General features: G+C 49.1%; 18 protein-coding genes. 11 read left to right on the plus strand and 7 right to left on the minus strand.

Annotated features, from left to right (window positions below):
* Positions 1 to 51: 51 nt before the first annotated feature.
* Entirely contained in the window at positions 52 to 1,230 is a 1,179-nt protein-coding gene (locus AC1DF0_RS07740) for a MalY/PatB family protein (protein WP_442049896.1), read from the plus strand.
* A gap of 109 nt (positions 1,231 to 1,339) precedes the next feature.
* Positions 1,340 to 1,957: a DNA-3-methyladenine glycosylase family protein gene (locus AC1DF0_RS07745; RefSeq protein WP_442049895.1), complete on the plus strand. Its 618-nt coding sequence runs from the start codon at positions 1,340 to 1,342 to the stop codon at positions 1,955 to 1,957.
* A gap of 6 nt (positions 1,958 to 1,963) precedes the next feature.
* Here AC1DF0_RS07745 and AC1DF0_RS07750 read toward each other — a convergent pair whose 3' ends face one another.
* The 3 genes from AC1DF0_RS07750 to AC1DF0_RS07760 are packed head-to-tail and all read right to left on the minus strand — an operon-like array spanning position 1,964 to position 3,957.
* Positions 1,964 to 2,785 (minus strand): SPL family radical SAM protein, encoded by an 822-nt coding sequence (locus AC1DF0_RS07750; RefSeq protein ID WP_442049894.1) that lies wholly within the window; start codon positions 2,783 to 2,785, stop codon positions 1,964 to 1,966.
* Positions 2,778 to 3,338 (minus strand): methylated-DNA--[protein]-cysteine S-methyltransferase, encoded by a 561-nt coding sequence (locus AC1DF0_RS07755; protein ID WP_442049893.1) that lies wholly within the window; start codon positions 3,336 to 3,338, stop codon positions 2,778 to 2,780. Before AC1DF0_RS07755 ends, AC1DF0_RS07750 begins: the two co-directional genes overlap by 8 nt.
* Positions 3,328 to 3,957, minus strand: coding sequence for a bifunctional transcriptional activator/DNA repair enzyme AdaA (locus AC1DF0_RS07760; protein WP_442049892.1), 630 nt, complete (start codon positions 3,955 to 3,957; stop codon positions 3,328 to 3,330). Before AC1DF0_RS07760 ends, AC1DF0_RS07755 begins: the two co-directional genes overlap by 11 nt.
* Positions 3,958 to 4,120: 163 nt before the next feature.
* Between AC1DF0_RS07760 and AC1DF0_RS07765 the strand changes: the two genes are divergently transcribed.
* A complete protein-coding gene (locus tag AC1DF0_RS07765) occupies positions 4,121 to 6,070 on the plus strand; it encodes a stalk domain-containing protein (RefSeq protein WP_477573575.1) in 1,950 nt (649 codons plus the stop codon).
* Positions 6,071 to 6,142: 72 nt separating this feature from the next.
* On the opposite strand, the gene AC1DF0_RS07770 is transcribed toward AC1DF0_RS07765, so the two are convergent.
* Positions 6,143 to 6,589: a tellurite resistance TerB family protein gene (locus AC1DF0_RS07770; protein WP_337098446.1), complete on the minus strand. Its 447-nt coding sequence runs from the start codon at positions 6,587 to 6,589 to the stop codon at positions 6,143 to 6,145.
* 169 nt (positions 6,590 to 6,758) lie between these two features.
* On the opposite strand from AC1DF0_RS07770, the gene AC1DF0_RS07775 reads away from it, so the two are divergent.
* The 6 genes from AC1DF0_RS07775 to AC1DF0_RS07800 all read left to right on the plus strand — a co-directional run bounded on the left by AC1DF0_RS07775 (position 6,759) and on the right by AC1DF0_RS07800 (position 11,276).
* Positions 6,759 to 7,175: a BlaI/MecI/CopY family transcriptional regulator gene (locus tag AC1DF0_RS07775; RefSeq protein ID WP_442049890.1), complete on the plus strand. Its 417-nt coding sequence runs from the start codon at positions 6,759 to 6,761 to the stop codon at positions 7,173 to 7,175.
* Positions 7,172 to 8,044, plus strand: a complete 873-nt coding sequence (locus tag AC1DF0_RS07780; RefSeq protein ID WP_442049889.1) for a M56 family metallopeptidase — start codon at positions 7,172 to 7,174, stop codon at positions 8,042 to 8,044. Before AC1DF0_RS07775 ends, AC1DF0_RS07780 begins: the two co-directional genes overlap by 4 nt.
* Positions 8,045 to 8,094: 50 nt before the next feature.
* Positions 8,095 to 8,811, plus strand: coding sequence for a DUF3105 domain-containing protein (locus AC1DF0_RS07785; RefSeq protein WP_477573576.1), 717 nt, complete (start codon positions 8,095 to 8,097; stop codon positions 8,809 to 8,811).
* A 167-nt stretch (positions 8,812 to 8,978) separates the two neighbouring features.
* Positions 8,979 to 9,593, plus strand: coding sequence for a TetR/AcrR family transcriptional regulator (locus AC1DF0_RS07790; RefSeq protein ID WP_442049887.1), 615 nt, complete (start codon positions 8,979 to 8,981; stop codon positions 9,591 to 9,593).
* Positions 9,594 to 9,705: 112 nt separating this feature from the next.
* The gene (locus tag AC1DF0_RS07795) at positions 9,706 to 10,890 is read left to right on the plus strand and encodes a YhgE/Pip domain-containing protein (RefSeq protein WP_442049886.1); all 1,185 of its coding nucleotides are present in this window, start codon (positions 9,706 to 9,708) and stop codon (positions 10,888 to 10,890) included.
* Between the two features lie 128 nt (positions 10,891 to 11,018).
* On the plus strand, positions 11,019 to 11,276 hold the full coding sequence (locus AC1DF0_RS07800) for a hypothetical protein (protein WP_442049885.1): 258 nt from the start codon (positions 11,019 to 11,021) through the stop codon (positions 11,274 to 11,276).
* A gap of 669 nt (positions 11,277 to 11,945) precedes the next feature.
* Here the strand turns inward: AC1DF0_RS07800 and AC1DF0_RS07805 are convergent.
* A complete protein-coding gene (locus AC1DF0_RS07805) occupies positions 11,946 to 13,865 on the minus strand; it encodes an eCIS core domain-containing protein (RefSeq protein WP_442049884.1) in 1,920 nt (639 codons plus the stop codon).
* A 392-nt stretch (positions 13,866 to 14,257) separates the two neighbouring features.
* Positions 14,258 to 15,160: an AraC family transcriptional regulator gene (locus tag AC1DF0_RS07810; RefSeq protein ID WP_442049883.1), complete on the minus strand. Its 903-nt coding sequence runs from the start codon at positions 15,158 to 15,160 to the stop codon at positions 14,258 to 14,260.
* Between the two features lie 161 nt (positions 15,161 to 15,321).
* Here AC1DF0_RS07810 and AC1DF0_RS07815 point away from each other — a divergent pair, with 161 nt between their 5' ends.
* A complete protein-coding gene (locus AC1DF0_RS07815; RefSeq protein WP_477573577.1) occupies positions 15,322 to 16,398 on the plus strand; it encodes a Gfo/Idh/MocA family protein in 1,077 nt (358 codons plus the stop codon).
* A 31-nt stretch (positions 16,399 to 16,429) separates the two neighbouring features.
* On the plus strand, positions 16,430 to 17,266 hold the full coding sequence (locus AC1DF0_RS07820; protein WP_477573578.1) for a sugar phosphate isomerase/epimerase family protein: 837 nt from the start codon (positions 16,430 to 16,432) through the stop codon (positions 17,264 to 17,266).
* Between the two features lie 235 nt (positions 17,267 to 17,501).
* On the opposite strand, the gene pdxR is transcribed toward AC1DF0_RS07820, so the two are convergent.
* Positions 17,502 to 18,947, minus strand: coding sequence for a MocR-like pyridoxine biosynthesis transcription factor PdxR (pdxR, locus tag AC1DF0_RS07825; RefSeq protein ID WP_477573579.1), 1,446 nt, complete (start codon positions 18,945 to 18,947; stop codon positions 17,502 to 17,504).
* Positions 18,948 to 18,970: the final 23 nt, after the last annotated feature.

Raw genomic sequence — 18,970 nt, forward strand, 5'->3', positions numbered from 1 at the left:
AGAAGCACTATGATTAAGACATACTTTATGAAGAAAGACTGGTGAAGCTACATGGCAGCCAACAATCAATTTGACCAAATCGTGAATCGTAAAAATACGCGTTCTTTTAAATGGGATCATGCGGAAGCGATGTTCGGCGCGAAGGATCTCCTTCCTTTATGGGTTGCGGATATGGATTTCTTAACTGTACCTGCGATCACAAAACGTCTCGTGGAACGTGCCCAGTTAGGGTCTTACGGCTATTCCGTTCGAACAGACAGCTATCATGAAGCGATCGTTAGCTGGTACAGCCGCCGGCATGAATGGACCATTCAGAATGACTGGATCGTCGACTCGCCAAGCGTTGTCACTTCGCTAAGCTTAGCCGTTCAGCTGTTCAGCGAGCCAGGCGATACGGTTGTCATTCAGACGCCGGTGTACTACCCGTTCTATGAAGTGATTCGGGGCAACGACCGTGTGGTTGGGGCAAGCTCGCTGCGCGTCGTCAAAAATCGGTATGAAATGGACTTCGACGGCATGGAAGCAATGTTCCAAGCCGGTGCAAAGCTGCTTCTGCTTTGCAGTCCTCATAATCCGGGCGGGCGCGTCTGGAACGAGGATGAATTGCGCCGATTAGGCGATCTTTGTCTGCGTTATGGGGTTACGGTCGTATCCGACGAAATACATGCCGACCTCGTTCATTCGGGGAATCGTCATACTGCATTCGCATCGTTGTCTCCAGAGCTCGCAGACATTACGATTACTTGTCTTTCGGCTACAAAGACGTTCAATCTCCCAGGTCTTCACACGTCATTCATGGTTATTTCGAATGCCTCCTCCAGGCGTAGAATGGATCAGCGCTTGAAGCTGCTTGGCCTCCGGAATGCGAACCATTTCGCCGAAGACGCAGTAGAGACGGCGTTTAATGAAGGAGAGGCATGGCTGGATGAGCTTCTCGTATATATCGAGGGGAATATCGAATTTGCTAATCAATATTTAGCCGAGCATCTTCCGCAAGTGAAGACGATGATGCCTGACGCGACATACTTGCTCTGGGTGGATTGCCGATCGCTTGGTCTAGATTCGCGCGGCTTGAAGGAGCTTATGTTCCATCAGGCGAAGGTAGCTTTCAACGAAGGCTCCGGCTTCGGCGAGGATGGAGCGGGCTGGCTGCGGATTAACCTGGCTTGCCCAAGATCGCTGCTCACCCAGGCGCTGGAGCAATTCTGCGAAGCGGCTCGGAAGCTGTAGCGTTCGATTACAAAATGTTGCTATTCTATTCGAATAGCCGCACAACAAGCCTCCGAAGCGTTATAGTGTAGTCATATTCGGTATACTTGTGATGAGGAGGCAGATACCATTGGAGACTGCTAATAAAAAAAACTTTGATTACGGACAGCGCGAGCTGGATTACTTAAGGAAAGCCGATCCTGTATTAGGTGCGGCGATTGATCGATTAGGCTTGCCGCAGCGCGAGGTTACTCCTGATTTATTCGCATCCCTCGTGGAAGCGATGGTCGGTCAGCTGATATCGGTTAAGGCTGCTGATACGATTTGGGCCAGAATGCAGGAGCGCCTCGGTGCGATGACCCCAAACAATCTGGCACAGCATACGGTAGAAGCGATCAAGAGCTGCGGGTTGTCCATGAGGAAGGCTGAGAATATCCATGCGATTGCGAGCGCGATTGTGCACGGCGAATTGCAATTGGAAGAGCTTAATGACATGCCGGATGCCGAGGTTGCAGCGAGGCTTACGTCCCTTAAAGGTGTCGGGCAATGGACGGCAGAGATGCTGCTTATTCATGCCTTGGAGCGGCCGGATATCGTAAGCTGGGGCGATGCGGCGATCCGCAAGGGAATGATGAGGTTATACGGCTTAAGCGAGCTGTCCAAAAAGCAGTTCGACGAGTATCGTACGTTCTATTCGCCCTTCGGTACAGTCGCATCGATCTATTTGTGGAAGCTATCTTCCGAATAAGCTTTTTTAAGGCTCAAAGCCTCTTTGGCTTATATATACTTGTTCGGCGGGAAATATTTCGATGAAGCGATCATAGACGAACCGATAGGCGTCCGGTTTGTACCAATTCTCGAGTCCTAATCGGGCATAGATCGATTCCATACCGATAGACTTCGTTCGTTTGCCTCCGCTTCCGTCGCCCATATAGTAGTCGTCGATACATACGCGATTAACGAGCGGCTTTAGCAGCTTGGGGAACATCTCGCTGCTTGGGAGAATTGGCGCGATGGTCGCTTGCGCAGGAATGCCGGCGTCTCGGAGGAGCTGCAGCGTCTTCAGCCTCGCCGCAATCGGCGGAGCTTCCGGCGTAAATTGCTTGCGGATATCCTCGATATCCGTCTCTATCGTCATGCTGATCCGCACGCGATCTCCAAGCTGAGCGAACAAATCAATATCGCGGCGCACAAGCGGACTCCGCGTCTGCACGAACAAGAAATCAGGCGGTTCATCGACCATTGCTTCCAGCAAGGATCGGGTGACGCCTTCTTTGTGCTCGACGGGCTGATAAGGATCGGTGCTCGTGGACATGAAGATCGTCACAGGCCCTTTGCGCTTCGCAATCGCTAGCTCCTTGCGGAGCAGCTTCGCCGCGTCCTGCTTAATATCTACCCATGATCCCCATGCTTCCTGCCGGAAGAGGGAGATCGGCATTTGGCGTACATAACAGTATGAGCAGCTGAAAGAGCAGCCTGCATACGGATTAAGCGTATGGCTGTATCCCGATAGATAACCGGTTCCTTTGTTCAAAATGGTTTTCGGATGCGTGCGCTTGTAAGTCTCGTTAGCCATGTACGATGTGTTCCTTCGTATTGTTATCGATGCCGGAACGACTCTGCTCTAGTTCGAGCAACGCTGACTTCATGCTAAGGCCGCCACGGAAACCGGTTAGCGAGCCGTTCTTGCCAATTACCCGATGACAAGGGACAGTAATGAGGACGGGATTAGCTCCGATCGCGGTGCCCACGGCCCGTACGGCAGAAGGCTTGTTGATGCGGCTGGCGATTTCCGAATACGACGAAGTTTGTCCATACGGTATTTCGCATAACGCTTTCCACACGTCCAATTGGAAAGCAGTTCCTCGCAGGTCGAGCGGCATGTCGACGCTGTCCACCGTACCTCGCAGATAACCAATTAATATCGTTTTGTATGACTCCAGCATTTTATCATCTTGTACGAGCGCGCTGCCGGGGAACTTCTTGCTAGCCCAAAGGGATATCTCATCCAGCGATTGATTTTGCGAGCCAATATAGCAAAGTCCTATGGGTGTAGCTGCTAGATGAAGCTTCCAATCGTCTACTGATAATAGCGACCAATAGATAGATGAATGGTTGTCAGCTTTCATGAATGTTATCCCCTTTCTTGTACTGTCGCCGATAAACTGCAGGCGTACAGCCGACCTTCTGTTTGAATAAGGTGACGAAATATGGCGTATTGGTCATTCCAACCTGCAAGCCGATGTCGGCAATTTTAAGATCGGATTCGGCAAGCCATCTTTTGGCATGCTCCATTCGCAACTGCTGCATATGCTCAGTGGGAGTTATGCCGCAAAGACGCTTGAACGTACGCTGCAAATGAAAGGGGCTGCTATGGCTAATCTCGGCCAACAGCTCCAACGTGATGTTTTCATTATAATGGCTGTTCATATATTCCGAGACAAGGCTGATCCACTCGTCGTCCGGCAGCTTCTCGCCTGTGGGTTTGCATCTCTTGCACGGGCGGAATCGTGCCGCTAACGCTTGCTCGGGTGCCATGAAGATGCGGACATTTTCTTTCTTAGGGGGCCGAGATTTGCAAGATGGACGGCAGAAGATGGACGTTGTCTTGACAGCGTACCAGAACTTGCCGTCATAGGTGATATCGTTCTGCAGGATTGCCTGCCATTTCTCTTCGCTTAAGTCTACCCGTGATACCCCTGTCTCTTGAATAGGACGTCTCTCAAATTGATCATTCCACGTTTCCATATGCTGATCACCTCTTGCTTTAGTATACCCTCCAAGAGTGCATTCTGTACGCCATTTTCAATAAAAAAGCAAGATATCGAAATTATAGATTCCGAAATTTTCCTTACTTGTACGCTACATACATGGTACAATATTCCTACTACATAAGTGAGGAGAGATAGATTTGAAGAGATATTTATCAATATTGGTCGTTTTTTGCTTAACTGTATTGTCCGTTGCTTCGCTCGGAACTGTAGCGTTAGCAGCTAGTACTGGTACGAAAGTAATAGGCGTGGCTTACGACAACTTTTTATTGGATGACGGTTCGATCTGGGTGAAAAACTCGAATGGCCCAATCCGTAAAAATTTGGATATCGCGCAGATCGTAGGATATGGCAAAGAGGGCTTTGGTGTAACGAAAAAGGGAGAGCTTGTTTCTTGGGATTACATTACTGAACCGACAGTAGACACCAAACAAACAGGCATCAGCCAGTTAGTGTATGGTTCATATCTGAAGACTGATGGCACATTATGGTCAACCGATGGTTACAAAATGACTTCTAAAGTTCGCCTAATCGGCGGAAGCGGAGGAAGTCTTGCTTACCTTACAAAGTCAGGGGTACTATCAGCAGCAGGCGTGGAAGAAAACTATACTCTAAGTGACGCTGCATCTATTATTGCTATTGATGCTACTGTCATGGAATACAATAAAGGGCGGACCGCAACTTTAAGTTCCAGCGGTGAAGTCATGATTTATGATGAGAGAAATATCGATTACGAGAACGGATGGAAGATCATACCTGAGAAGGTGACATCAGATGCATCGGGTATCGTATTTGCCGACAACGGACAGCTTCTCGTAACTCTTAAGGATGGAACTGTGTGGGTAACAGGTGATTATGAATACCGATATAAACTAGAGAAGCAACTTACGGGTATAAAAAATGTGAAGCAGATTTCGGCTTTAAAAGATGATGAATCTTTTTACTTCTTAACTAATAGCGGAGATTGGAAATTGTACAAATATGGATTGGAGAAGCCGATTGAGATTCCAAAAGTAGCTGATCTAACTTTTGATCTATCTAATCTAACTCCGAATGTAGGAGATAGCATTAAAGCGGAAATTTCCGAGACGTATTCTACAGGTGAAACGAAGAAAGTGCCTTTGAGCCAAGCCACTGTACAAATCGACAAACCGCATTTATTGAAAGCTATTGGCAATGGTACGTTTAAAGCACTCGGCGTCGGAGTATCCAAAGTTACCGTTACATCCGGGACTGCAGCGAAGACGCTTACTGTAACGACAAGTCTGAGCGCGAACCTTAAAAATGCAGCGCAGATTAAGAATGTAACTTATGTGCCTATCCAATCTGTCTTCAAATCGCTCGGCGGTACAGTTGTGTATACAGCAGCGTCGAAGACATTCGATATCAAGGTTGGAAGCACGGCGATCAAGCTGAAGTCAGGCGAAGCCAAAGCCACCGTGAATGACAAGGAGGTAGTGCTCGGAGGTCCGATTCAAACGGCAAACGGAACAGCCGTGTTCCCGGCAGCCTTGTTGACGAAAGTATTCGGTGCTAAGCTGCAATGGGATGCCAAGTACAAGACGATCACGATCTTGTTCGGCGCAGCCAAAATGAAAATCGAAACGCCTGAAACAGCGAACGTGCTGAAGAGAGAGGCGCTTGGCACTTTAACGAAGTACATTGGGAAGTCTTATTGGTCTAATCATGTTCCAGGTGCAGACCGATTCATTAAACTAACGATTATTGATATCATTCCCGATGCATCAAAAGATTTCGTAATTGTTTTCCAAACGACGAAAGGCGTTAAAGTCAAGTCAAGCGTATTGTATGGCAGCAGTGCCGTAGAATCGTATCTAGCTACAGATTACTATCTGTTGACGTATGATCCGTACAAAAAATATAACTGGTCCACGAAAATATGGACAGCGGTCAAAGCCGAGAAAATCGGCGTCGGCATGACGAAGGATCAAGTCTTACTGTCGTGGGGAAATCCGAGTTCCTCTAGTGTTGTAAGCGGCAGCGGGATTACGATCGAAACGTGGGGTTACGGCTTAAGTCAATACGTAACGTTCACGAATGGCAAAGTATCTCAAATTTATACGCTCTAATCCCATAAATATCAACCAAAAGAGCCCCGTACGCTTTATCTAGCGTAAGGGCTCTTCTTCATTCCATAACGATTACAAGCTGAATTCGCTAGGGTTCAAACCAAGCGCGTTGCAAATATCGGTAACCGCTGCTTTCTCATGCGGATCGAAGTTGCCGTCCGCCGCGCCGATCGCGCTGCATACGCCAACGATGACGCGTGCGACATCAGGCTTGCTGCGGAATTTCGCAATCGCCTTAAGCGCTTCTTGTTTGCCGATCATGCCGTCAAATTCGATATTGCTGGCGAAATGGTTGAAACGGTTAATGACATCGCTCATATCGAATACTTTTAATTCTTCGCTGCGGCTTATGTAGCCGGTCATTTTTTGTTTCTCGGCGGAATCAATAGAGCCGTCAGCTCCAGCTACAATCGCGCATCCTGCCACGACTGCGTCCAGAAATTCTTTATTTTTAAACTTTTTAACTTGATCGGTCAGCCCTTGCTTGCTGCTCTGCAGCCAAGATTTAAATGTGCTCATAGTGGGAAGCCTCCTTAGATTTGTTAATTACTATTGTAGTAGTATTGGAGGACGTTTTGCAAATATGGCGATATTTTGTCGGATTATTAGAGGTGAGATGTTATTAAAAGGAAGCAGCTTGAACTGGCGCAGGTCGTTGCACTATAATGTGTAGTGGAGGGGGAGCGGAATGAAAATCAATCATTTTAAATATGATGAAATCGGTTTGAACCGGTTTTTTGGCTCCTTGGAAGCGAAAGTGATGGAGCTGCTGTGGGATGCGGAGGAGCTGTGCATCAAAGACGTTCAGCACAAGCTTGCACAAGACAAGCCCGTTAACTTCAATACGGTTATGACCGTGATGAATCGGTTAGTCGAGAAGGGCATACTGCAGAGGAGACTGCAAGGAAGGCTTTCCTTGTATCGTCCGACCCAGTCGAAGGAGATTTTCATCGAAGAGCAATCAAGGAAGCTGACCGAGAACTTGATTGACGAGTTCGGAGGCGTCGTCATTAACCACATGCTCGATGCGATTAAAGACGTTGACGAGTCGTTGATTCAGCAGCTGGAGGCCAAGTTAAGACAGCTTAAGAAGGACAGCCAATGACAAGTTGGAAAACGAAGTCGAATATCGTCCTGTCGTTAAGCGTACTTATCGCTCTGGTCGTGCTTGGACAGATCGGCATGTATGCGGCTCATCTTATGTTCGGAATGAATGTGCATCTGAATATTTTCAAGTTGTGTCTTAGCTTATTCAAGCAGCAATCGTGGTATTATAACCTGATTACTTACGCAATGAATGCGTTCATTATCCATATGCTGCTCATAGCACTCATTCGAATAATCCAGCAATACGTACGCTTAACACGCTTCAAAGCAGCAATGATTTCGCTTCACATGCACCAGTATACGGAGGAATTGAAGCATAGATTTCATGTTTCGTCGCGTGCATCAATGATCGTCATCGACCGAGCGGAGCCGCTTGCGTTCACAATGGGATTTCGTAAGCCGATGATCGTCTTATCGAGTGGACTTGTAGGACTGCTGGACGAGCAGGAGCTCGAGGCCGTCATTGCGCATGAGGCGTTCCATCGTCACAACTATGACGCATTGAAGCTATTTGTGCTCCAGCTTATCGCGCAGTCGCTTTGGTTCATTCCGTTAACGCGATGGTCGCATGCGAATTACAAAATCATGTGCGAGCTGCAAGCGGACGAGCATGCCATCAAGGCAACGGGTTCGGAGCTTGGGCTTGGAGGCGCGTTGTTGAAAATGGTGCAAAGCAGCGGCATCATCCGCAGCGCTTCGACTAGTCCCGTTCTCGCCTCGTTCTCTGATGAAGCTATCAACTATAGGCTGCGCCAGCTTATTGAACCGCAGCGAGCGATTCCGGTTAAGCTGGAGACGCCTGCAATCGTCATTTCCGTTTATGCGCTGCTGCTTCTTATGGCGCTGACCGTATTAGCAATGACATAATTATCGAAAGAAAGGTCGTGTTGTAACCGATTATGGAAACTCATATTAATATGCACAATCAAGGCTCGGAATCGGCAATTTGGTTATATGCTGCAGGACTTATCCTTATCATTGCCATCATAAGTTATATTTTGGCCGCCCGCAAAAATAAATTAAATGTCAACCGAATGAAGAAGGAAGAGCGGAATTTGTTGAAGCAGACCGTGAAGAAGTGGCGTCTATCAGGCCATTTGCTCATTGTCGTCGCGCTTATTCTCGTGTTTGTACATTACTTGCCAAAGTGGATGCAGACATATGATGTCGCAGAGTTGAATTACGATATGAAGATAGAGGTAAAAACCGACGAATATTTCGGTGCGGATCATACCGACAGCAAAGTCGATTACGAGATGAGCATCCCGACTTCGGGACCGCATAGCCCGCATGACATTAAATTCGGCTTCTATAGCGAACGGCCGGACTTCGAGCTGCTTGTTCACAATCTGGAGCATGGCGACATTATTATCCATTACCGTCCATCCGCTACTCACGATCAAGTAAACCTGCTGCAATATTTAGCGAAGTTCCGTGAGGCAGGGGCTGGCGTACTAGCCGTTCCTAACGATGAGCTGCCAGAAGGCACAGAGCTTGTCGTGACGGCATGGACGAAGACGATGGTGCTGGACGGCTTCAACGAACGGGCAGTCGCCCAGTTTATTTATGACAATATAAATCGTGGTCCTGAGCAGATTCCAGCTAATATCCGCCGAGGCGGAGGAACAATGTAAGCAGGAATCAGGTTCCGGGCAAAGCAATCTTGATTAAATTCAGACGTCCGCCAATGTGGCGGGCGTCTGTTGTCATAAATAAAGGATGGATTACGAGTTGACATTATAACTGGTTTGACGTAATATTTCGTTAAACGAACGTTGAATGAAAGGAGGACGTGATCAGCATGGCTCGTAACACACGCAAGGAACAGGCAGCCGAAACAAGAGAGAAGCTGCTTGAGACAGCTAAAGCGCTGTTCGCCGAGAAAGGCTATCACGGCACTCCCGTACGTGCAATTAATCGGAAGTTAAACATGGGGGATGGTATTCTTTATCATTATTTTCCTGGGGGCAAACGTGAAATATTATCGGTGCTGCTTCAAGAAAGCTTCGAACGGAGATTCACGGAAATATCGTTAGTCAATAAACATATCGAGCAATTACCGCTCCGTGAAGCACTTGTCGCGTTGATCAGACGTATGTACGAGCTGTTCATGGAAGATATGGATTCGGCTCGGATATTGATTCGCGAGAGCGATGTGCTCGAGAAGGAAGAGCGAGAGAAGCTAAGCGGATTTATACAAGTACAGAAGCAATTTTTCAGAGAGTTCCTGCAAGCGCGGCATGAGAAGGGCGAGATTCGAGAGCTTAATTACGATCTTGCTTCGAGGCAAGTTGTCGGCGCCGGCATGCAGCTTATCCTTAGCGAAATTATCGGTATCGAATTCGTGCAGGAGCAGGACAAAGGAAAGTATATTAAAGAGATGATCGATTTTACCGTCACCTTATGGGAGCAATAGAATCCTTGAACCGCCTAGCAACAACCGGCGTTCAAGGATTTATTTGGGCCATTTAATTGAACGTACGTTCAATCAATGAAAAGTTTTGAGATAAGAGAGGGAGAGGCTTACCATGAATTTATTCAAAAACAAACTGACATTATTACTGCCGATTATCGTTATTGCTGTATTATTTATATTTAGCCTGACGTCTATTCCTTCCATTAATCCGGCACCGAAGCAATTGCCGATCGCGATTGTGAACGAGGATGAAGGAGTCGACATCCCGAATCAAGGCAATGTGAACATGGGCGAGCTTATTATTCAGAATGCGCAAGCCGCGGCTAGCGCTACAGATGAAGAGGCGCCGATCAAGTGGGTAGCCGTTGGTAGTGACGAAGAGGTTCAAGCAGGCCTTAACGATCAGCAATATTACGCAGCGCTCGTTATTCCTGCCGACTTCAGCCGCAATCAAGCTTCACTGCGCTCACCTGACCCGACGCAAGCTCATATTAGCATATACGTCAATCAAGGGATGAGCACGATGGCTTCAACAATGGCAAGCCAAGCGCTGAATCAGATGGTAGACGGCGTTAATGCGAAGCTGCAAAGCGAGCTGATAGCGTTCTTCGATGAGCAGGGAGGAACGGTGTCAACGAAACAAGCAGCAGCGCTGGCAGCGCCGATTGTCAAAGACGTAACGAATGTGAACGTGACAGGTACGCATAGTGCGGGCGGCAACGCGCCTTTCGCATTGTTCCAGCCGCTATGGATGGCAAGTATTGTAGGCAGCATTATTTTCTTGTTCGTAAAACAAAGCTTGAAGCTCACATCCCCTATAGCGAAGCTAAAGGTAAATGCTATGCAAGTCATCTGCGGCATTGTACTCGCCTTAATAGCAGGCTATAGCTTCACATGGTTCGCTGACAGCTGGGGTCTTAACATTCCGCAGTTCAATGAAACGGCCATATTCCTTGCGATCAGCTACATTGCTTTCTTCCTAATGATTTCTGCCGTATTTTCGTTGATCGGCATCAAAGGGATGGCAATCTTCGTGATCTTTTTATTCTTCGGGGGACCGCTGCTTAATATGCCGGCTGAGTTCCTGCCTTCGTTCTATCAGGATTATGTGCTGACATGGCTTCCGATGCGTTTCATGATCGACGGATTGCGCGAAATCTTCTTCTTCGGCCAAGGCTTGTCGATGAACCATGCGACCACTGTGCTGGTATGGCTTGGCGCCGTGAGCATGCTTGTCCTGCTTGCATCGGCTTTCATTCCATCCCGTCAGCGGGGAACGGTTAGCGAATTGAAATAAATGACTTTTATTGGCAGAAAACCAACCAAACAAGTTGTTTTTCGACGTCGTTCTTCGACAGTGTTTTTGGCAGAGGATCGTTATACTGATTAATGTAAGCTTCATGACATTCATCGGAGGGCTGATCGTTGAAAAATTCTTCTTTAAAACAGCGTGTCGTATGGTTCATTAATGCCGAGACGGAGAAAGTTCTAAGTAATTTAAGGAATGGCGCAGTCAACAGGGACCACGCGCTAGGCTGTCTCCACACCTTGTATCAAGCCGCCTCGACCACGAGGGATGCCGATATGATGGGTAATCTGTGCCGGCTGATTCATCGGATTCGCGAGACCGATCAAAGGCTAGGCGTCTATCATTTTGCTGAAAGAAAAAGCGAGCCTATATAAGTAATAAAGGCTAAAAACTAGAGAAGGGCATTCCGATGAAACGATCGGTTGCCCTTTTTCTTCGTTTTCTAAAATATAAGAATTTTATAAGTTTCAGGCTTATAAACGGACTTATATTTCATCCGCGAAACGTTAGCTAACGCCGCCAAAGGACGGCACAGAACCGAGCTGCGTATAGACGCAGCTAACGGTTCGTGCGTAGCGATAGCCGTTTACGCTTGACCCGAATGGATTATCGTTTGGAACGTTTTTGTTTTTTTCTCGATTTCGTTCTGGAAATAGTAGATGTTCCGTTACTGCTATCTTCCCCACTTTGGGAGAGCCCTTCATCGTGGTAACAATATTCATAGATATGTTTTTCACACGGCACGCAGTGGTGACGGGTAACGACATTCACTTGATGAACGACTTCCACGATTTGTGGGTGAAATACGTCGTTTACAACCGTGACAGGAGGATCGAATACGCGAACAGTAGGGCAAAATGGTTTGCAACACATTATTCTGTCAGCTCCTTTCCTAGTAGTCTAATATAAGATATGCTCATCCCATTGGAATGGCTTGTGCGATAGCCTTACGAGACAAATGAGGATCATAGACAGCTGGTTGGTAGAGTAGAATGTACCCGTAAAAAAAGAAAACAAGCAGGACTGCCGCGCAGTCCTGCTTGTTATGTCTTGGAGAGCTTCCAATTGAAGGTGTTCAAATAGTTTGTTTTCTCTTCCAGCTGGTCGTCCGATGTCTGCTTGTTCCAGTCGCCGGCGTCGAGCAGCTTGCCATCGCTTTTCAGCTTCTTCAGATGCGCCTTCAGCAAGCTTAGCCGCGTAAGCAATGCCTTCACCTCGGCGGCAGACAGTAGATCAGCGACAATGAAGATGAGATCGTCGTCTTGAAGCGCGATGATGCGCTCCGCCAAGTCTTTGTCGACGAAACGACTCAGGCCCGGATATTCCTGTGAGCCCTTATGCACCTCAGTCCGCTCACCGAACGACATATCATTATCGATGCCGGTAATGCCAAGAACGTTGCCGCTATCGTCTGTCTGGACGAAAAAGTTGCCCGTATGGCGATCGACCTGCATACACAGCGCATCCATAAGCTGTAAGCGAGAGAGACTCCGCTGCAGCACCGGGTCGGCGAAGTCGATAGTCGTCGTCTCGAACTTGCCCGCTTGCTGCCCTTTGGCTTTCTCCATGAAAGACCCGGATTTGACTGTGCCGCCGCTCTCGTGTAGCGCGAATTCAGCGTGTGCGATGACCCCTGCTCCCAGCCATTTGTCTAGCCTTGAGGCCGCTACGTTACGCGCTGCCATATGAGCATCATTCGTATTGATCTTGGCCATCGTGCCCGCTACCCAATGCTCTGTATCCGCAGCGCGCTTCTCGTCTTCGGAAGCGCCCTGCAGCTCGCTTCCTTCCACGATCCTCTGCTTGTCGCCCTTAAATACGCCTTCGCGATCACCGAGATTGACGAAGTCAACGGAGTTGAGCGCTCCGCTGCCGCTCTCGCCGGTTTTGTTAATATCTTTAATTGTCGTCGGGTCCATGCCGCGCAGGCTGGTCATGACAATGAACCATTTTGGCGGGAGATCGGGAGGGGAGTCGACAAAGTTCTGCGCCTTCAAAAGCATAAGCGCTCGTTCTCGCTTCAATCGCTCAACGAATTGAGCCATCGCATCCTGCTTGCCGCCCTCCTCCTTGGTTTCTATATATTGAAGCGCGGATTGCTCGATGCTGCCGTACAGCGACTTGAGTACGACCATCTGTTTCTTGATCGCGTCGGCTGTTCGTCCAACATCCGTCCCGTCCACATAGTTATTGAACTTGTCGAGGAGGGAGAGGAATGACTTCACCCGCGTACTGTTCTTAATGAAAAGAAAGTTCGACTTAGGATTTAATTCCTTCTCCATTTGCCTGCGGGTAGGCAGCCGCTGAATAGGCGCCTTTGCATGCGAGCCTCCTCCTGAAGAAGCGGAGGCTGCGGCAGTCGGATCGGCAGAGCGCTGGACCGGGCTGCTGGCCGCGGCAGTGCGCCTGCCCATACTCTCTGCTTCGCGTTCGAGCTTCGGGTCGTCGTTGACGGGCATGCCGCCGATCTCCGTCGTCGGCTTCACTTTGCCAGCGCGCTGCTGTACGACATGGGTCATTTCGTGGCCGATCAGCTCTTGTCCTTGCGAGGATTCGGGATTATATTGACCCGGCGCGAAGTGGATATCGTTTCCTTGTGTATATGCAAGCGCGCCGACCTTCGAAGCTTCGGATGAATTCGCGTGAATGTTCACGCTGGATGCGTCGACATTGAATGCGGCTTGTATTTTGTCATACATAGGCAACGGAAGCTTGCCGCCCCCTAAACCGCCAGAGGCTGCACCGCCTTCGGCTGGGCCTCCGTCAGCTTTCCGCTGAGCGGCTTGTCCGCGCTGCAATTGCAATGCAGCCTGATTGCCGCCTGCTTGCTGTAATTGCAGCTGCTGCTGCTGTGAGGAGGACATGGAAGCTTGACTCGCCGCGCTCCCGGCTGATGCCGTCGTATCGCTGGATTTGGAAGCAGTATGCTTGCTCGCCGCCTTCTGTTGATGCTCGAATGACATATGCGTACCTCTCTTCGAATCAGTATTCAGCTTAAGCGATTCATGACGAATGATGTCGGTCTATTGATTACGTCTATTGTAATACAATTACTGGTAAGTGAGAACATGCAAATAGCCCCGGTTGCGGAAATAAAGAAATAGCACGGACAATCTCCGCATTTGTCACGGTCTGCATAGTATGGCATAGGAAAGAGGCATAGCCTATTATGACGCAGAAGGGAAGCGGAGCTGTGAGTAGGCGACAGTTGATGATTATTTCTTTTATCGTTTACGGCTGTCTCGTTGTGGCAGGGGTTGTAAGCGCCGTTATTCATTATACCAATTGAACGGGAAAAGCCGAGCCAGCTTAACAAGCGGGCCCGGCTTTCGTTCGATAATGATCATTACGAGATCTAATGAGCATCGGTTATTACAGTAGCTGCCGTGCTTGCGCTGAACCTTTTCAATTTGCGATAATCCTTCGGCACGACGCCTTTTTTCTCATGGAAAATACGCGAGAACGTCTTGTACGAGCCATAGCCGACCTCGAACGCGATCTCCGACACGCTCATCTCCGTCGATACAAGCAGGCTGCAAGCATGGCGAAGCCGCAAATCGTGCAGGAAGTGTACGAATGTCTGGCCTGTCGTCTCCTTAATAACCTCGCTAATGCGGGATATGCTCATTGAGAACTTGGCAGATAGGTCGGTTAGCGACAGATCCTCTTGGTAATGCAGATGGATATAGTGAATGATCGGCCATACCGAGTAACTCTTCTTACTGGCGGGCTGGGCATCCATATGCTGCGGAGCTGCAATACGCCGCTCGCGATCGAAGTGGATCAATATTTCCTTAAGCTTTAATTGAAGCAACGTTAATCTCCAAGGCTTTGCGCTCTTATATTCGGCGTACATTTCTTCTACGAGGGCGCGCATCTTCTCGCTTGCTTGCCCTTCTAGCTGGACGAAGGACGGAAGCGCGGATTGTTCGATGAAATCATTGAGCGATTCATCACGCCCTGGTCCCATCAGCAAGTCCATGCTGAAATTGCAATTATAAAGGACAAGCGTGCTGTCCTGCTCCGTGAATATTTCATGCACTTGATAAGGAAGCACGAAGGTGAACGTGCCGGGCTTCATAACATGAGTGACATCATTGATGGCTTCTGCGCCTGCGCCGTCGATCACATAGGAGAATTCCAAGAAATCATGCCGATGAGGGCGGAAGCCGCTATCCAAGCGATTCAAATTAATATGAAGCGGTGAAGAGGTGTCCATATTTGGAAACGATTTCAAGTAATCGGGAAAATAGGTCATCTTCTATAGCTACCTCCGAAAAACTGAGACTTTTATCGAAGAAAGAGCGCGCTTTCTTTATCTTTTTATTTTACCATAAAGTACGTAGGGTGAATGGATTTAAGTTAGCTGAAATGCAGCACAAATAACAATGACTGAAACTTTCGGGAGGACTAATTATTATGGCAAGCAACAATAAAATTAGAATTGGCATCATTGGCGCAGGCAATATCGGTCGTGTGCATGCGACGGAATTTACTAAACTAGCAGACCAGTGTGAGATTACAGCGATCACAGATGCTTACTTGCCGCTCGCGCAAGAGCGTGCGAAGGAATTCGGCATAGCGAACGTAGCTGCTTCCCCGGAGGAGCTTATCGCCCGCTCGGACGTGGACGCGGTTATTGTAGGCGTTCCGAATCAATTCCATGCTCCGCTTGCGCTTCAAGCGCTGGAAGCAGGCAAACATGTTCTGCTTGAGAAGCCGATGGGAATCAATAGCGACGCTGCCCGTCAAATATTGAAAGCAAGCCAGGCGTCTGATAAAGTCGTAATGGTCGGACACCAAATGCGCTGGGAATCGGTTCCGATGCAGATTAAGGAGCAGGTTGAGCGAGGCGAGTTAGGCAAGATCTATACGGCCAAAACAGGCTGGTTCCGTCGCAAGGGCATTCCGGGATGGGGCACTTGGTTCACGAAAATGGACGAGGCCGGCGGCGGCCCGTTGATCGATATCGGCGTACACATGCTCGACCTTGCCTTGTATCTAATGGGCAATCCAAAACCGGTATCGGTATACGGCGCAACGTATGCGGAGTTTGGTCCTAAGCGCAAGGGCATCGGTACATGGGGCAAGCCGAACTGGGATGGCAGCTACGACGTGGAAGACTTGGCAACGGCGCTTATCAAAATGGAAGACGGCAGCACGCTGTCGCTCGAAGTAAGCTGGGCGGTTCATATGGATACCGACAATACTCCGTTCATTCACTTGATGGGCTCCGAGGGCGGCGCAAGCTACCGCGGCGGGAAGGGCAAGCTGCTGACCGAGAAATTCGATCGTCCGATCGAAACCGAGCTGTCCAGAGCTGACAATGACGAAGGCGAGAGACAACGTCTAAGCCGTCACTTCCTCGAATGCATTCGCGAGGGCAAACAGCCGATCACTTCGGCGCTTACCGGCTTTACGAACAACCTGATTCTAGATGCGATTTACGAATCGTCCCGTACGGGCAACGAAGTAAAGCTGAACTGGGATATTTAATAACTTACTTAATGAGGGGAGAAGTGACAACATGTTAAGAGGATTGTCAGGCGCAGGTCTAGGCAAGCTGGACAGCGACGAGCAGCTCATTGAGCTTGCGGCGAAATACGGCTTCCAAGCCGTCGACATCGACGCTCGCGGCCTTATTGAGCGCCATGGATTGGAACAAGCTCGCGAATTGCTCGCATCGAACGGAGTCGTGATCGGCTCGATCGGACTTCCTGTGGAATGGCGCGGGACAGAAGAGGCATTTCGCGAGGGCTTGAAGGGTCTGGCTGCCACGGCTGCGGCTGCGGCATCGCTTGGCTGCACGAGCTGCTGCACATATATTTTGCCGTCTACGGATTTGCCTGCTGCGCACTTCATGGCGCTGGCAACTCGCCGCTTGCGCACTTGCGCGCAAGTGCTTGGCGCTTACGGCATCCGCCTCGGCCTGGAGTTCGTAGGCCCGCACCACTTGCGTACGCGCTGGGCGAATCCGTTCATTTGGACGTTGCAAGAAACGCTTGATTGGATCGATGCAATTGGTGAGAGCAACGTCGGCTTGCTGTTCGACGCTTACCACTGGTACACGAATGAGCTCGGCACAGCGGACATTGAGGCACTTCGTCCGGAGCAGATCGTTCATGTTCATATCAACGACGCGCCTAACGTACCGGTCGCGGAAGCGCTCGATAATGGCAGGGTATACCCTGGCGAAGGCGTTATCGACTTGGCCGGATTCCTTAGCTCGCTTCACAAAATCGGCTACAAAGGCGCGGTTGTGCAGGAAATATTGAGCGCAGAAGCGCCGCAAGGCACGGCGGAAAGCCTCGTCGAGCGCTCTAAAGCCGGCTTCGACAAAGTGTACGCAGCAGCTGGTTTATAATATTTAGTTAGTCCGTCGCTGCATATTATACAACAGAATTAGGTTTTCATGGTCAAAGCCGAAGCTATATTCAGTATTCTGTTGTATTTTCTGCAACGGCAATCAATGAAGAGCCGTTTAAAAGCCTTATCTGTTGCAAAGAGTGCAACGAAGCGAGTTTATGACAAGCATTAAGCGACCCAAATGAAAACGGGATGGAGCAGAATAAACCCTGCTCTATCCCGTTTTCATTTATTCAGCTTTCAAGCCAAACTTCGGCGAGCTTCTCCACGCCAAGCGTAATCTGCTCGGCAGTTAATCCGCCGTACCCGAGCACAAATTGTGAAGCTGTGGTTGTTTCTGAGGCAGCAGTGAAAACATTGCGTCCCGCAACATGATAGTAAGAGACCGGGTAGACCCTGATTCCTTGGCTCTCTGCAAGCTGGACAAGCTGTTCGGTGCTGTAGGTGCTATGGAACGCAAGAATGAGATGAAGGCCGGAAGCCGAACCAAGCACATTCGCATGATTGCCGAAGGCGGCATGTATGGCGCGAATGAGCTGATCCCTTTTATCCCGATACAATTTCCTCATTCTGCGTACATGTCTGCCAAGATGGCCTTGTTCCATGAACAGCTCCATCGTTTTCTGAGTCAGCCTCGACGCGGTTTGATCGTAATGGACATATTCGCTATCGAAGTGTTCCAGAAGCGTCTGCGGCAAGATGAGGTAGCTAAGCCGAATGGCGGGCGCAAGCGCCTTGGAGAACGTCCCCAAGTAGATAACGCGTCCATTATTGTCCATGCCCTGCAAGGCGGGCAGCGGGCTTCCTTCGTACAAAAATTCGTTGTCGTAATCGTCTTCGATAATATACCCGTCCGTGTGGATTGCCCAATTCAGCAGTTGAATTCTTTTCGCGGCTGGCAGCACCATTCCGTATGGGAACTGATGTGAAGGCGTTACGTAGATGCTTTTTAAAGGAATGGAATCCGAAGATGTTGCCTCGCTGCAGGAAAGGCCGTCTCTATCCAGCGGTAAGTGAACGGGGTTCAGCAGCTGCTTGAACATATAATAGATTCCGGGATGCATAGCGGCTTCCACGCCAATCGCACCTTCCTTGTTACGGAGCAGCGAGCTCAATATATACACGGATTGCTGTGTGCCTGAAGTGATGATGACTTGCCGAGGCTCGCAGACTACACCTCTGTTCTGACGCAAATATTCACTGATGAGGGAGCGAAGCTTGGGCTCTCCTTTGTTGTCTCCATAGTTGAACAAGTTAAGATCGGTTGAGCGTAAAATGTTCAGCGTCATCTTTTTCCATAAAGGAAGCGGGAAATGCTCCGTACTCATCTTGTCATGGCTGAAATCGATGTCAACGGCTGGCGTTGCAAGCCGAACAGGAGGAGTAATCGGAAGCGAGCGTGTAAACTTGCCGTTTTCGGCAGTAGTAAGCTGCTCAATGACGGCTGAGTAATAGCCGCTTTTTGCTTTGTTGACAATATAACCTTCAGCGACGAGGTGAGCATATGCGGTTTCTACGGGATTGCGGCTAATTCCCAAATGCTGTGCAAGCGCTCGTATCGAAGGGAGTCTCGAGTTCGGCGACAAAGAGCCTGTTAGAATGTTTTCTTTATAAAAACGGTAAATCCTAACATAGATCGGTTCCGAAGACGTATCGCTCCACTGCGGCGGTATGAGCATGGTCGGTTAGATTCCTTTCGTCC

The sequence above is a fragment of the Paenibacillus sp. 05T425 genome (assembly GCF_056396205.1).

Excerpts from the sequence above, each read along its gene's own strand:
- AC1DF0_RS07740 (WP_442049896.1), top strand. The coding sequence starts at position 52 with ATGGCAGCCAACAATCAATTTGACCAAATCGTGAATCGTAAAAATACG.
- AC1DF0_RS07750 (WP_442049894.1), bottom strand. The coding sequence starts at position 2,785 with ATGGCTAACGAGACTTACAAGCGCACGCATCCGAAAACCATTTTGAAC.
- AC1DF0_RS07755 (WP_442049893.1), bottom strand. The coding sequence starts at position 3,338 with ATGAAAGCTGACAACCATTCATCTATCTATTGGTCGCTATTATCAGTA.
- AC1DF0_RS07760 (WP_442049892.1), bottom strand. The coding sequence starts at position 3,957 with ATGGAAACGTGGAATGATCAATTTGAGAGACGTCCTATTCAAGAGACA.
- AC1DF0_RS07770 (WP_337098446.1), bottom strand. The coding sequence starts at position 6,589 with ATGAGCACATTTAAATCTTGGCTGCAGAGCAGCAAGCAAGGGCTGACC.
- AC1DF0_RS07775 (WP_442049890.1), top strand. The coding sequence starts at position 6,759 with ATGAAAATCAATCATTTTAAATATGATGAAATCGGTTTGAACCGGTTT.
- AC1DF0_RS07780 (WP_442049889.1), top strand. The coding sequence starts at position 7,172 with ATGACAAGTTGGAAAACGAAGTCGAATATCGTCCTGTCGTTAAGCGTA.
- AC1DF0_RS07785 (WP_477573576.1), top strand. The coding sequence starts at position 8,095 with ATGCACAATCAAGGCTCGGAATCGGCAATTTGGTTATATGCTGCAGGA.
- AC1DF0_RS07790 (WP_442049887.1), top strand. The coding sequence starts at position 8,979 with ATGGCTCGTAACACACGCAAGGAACAGGCAGCCGAAACAAGAGAGAAG.
- AC1DF0_RS07795 (WP_442049886.1), top strand. The coding sequence starts at position 9,706 with ATGAATTTATTCAAAAACAAACTGACATTATTACTGCCGATTATCGTT.
- AC1DF0_RS07805 (WP_442049884.1), bottom strand. The coding sequence starts at position 13,865 with ATGTCATTCGAGCATCAACAGAAGGCGGCGAGCAAGCATACTGCTTCC.
- AC1DF0_RS07810 (WP_442049883.1), bottom strand. The coding sequence starts at position 15,160 with ATGACCTATTTTCCCGATTACTTGAAATCGTTTCCAAATATGGACACC.
- AC1DF0_RS07815 (WP_477573577.1), top strand. The coding sequence starts at position 15,322 with ATGGCAAGCAACAATAAAATTAGAATTGGCATCATTGGCGCAGGCAAT.
- AC1DF0_RS07820 (WP_477573578.1), top strand. The coding sequence starts at position 16,430 with ATGTTAAGAGGATTGTCAGGCGCAGGTCTAGGCAAGCTGGACAGCGAC.
- pdxR (WP_477573579.1), bottom strand. The coding sequence starts at position 18,947 with ATGCTCATACCGCCGCAGTGGAGCGATACGTCTTCGGAACCGATCTAT.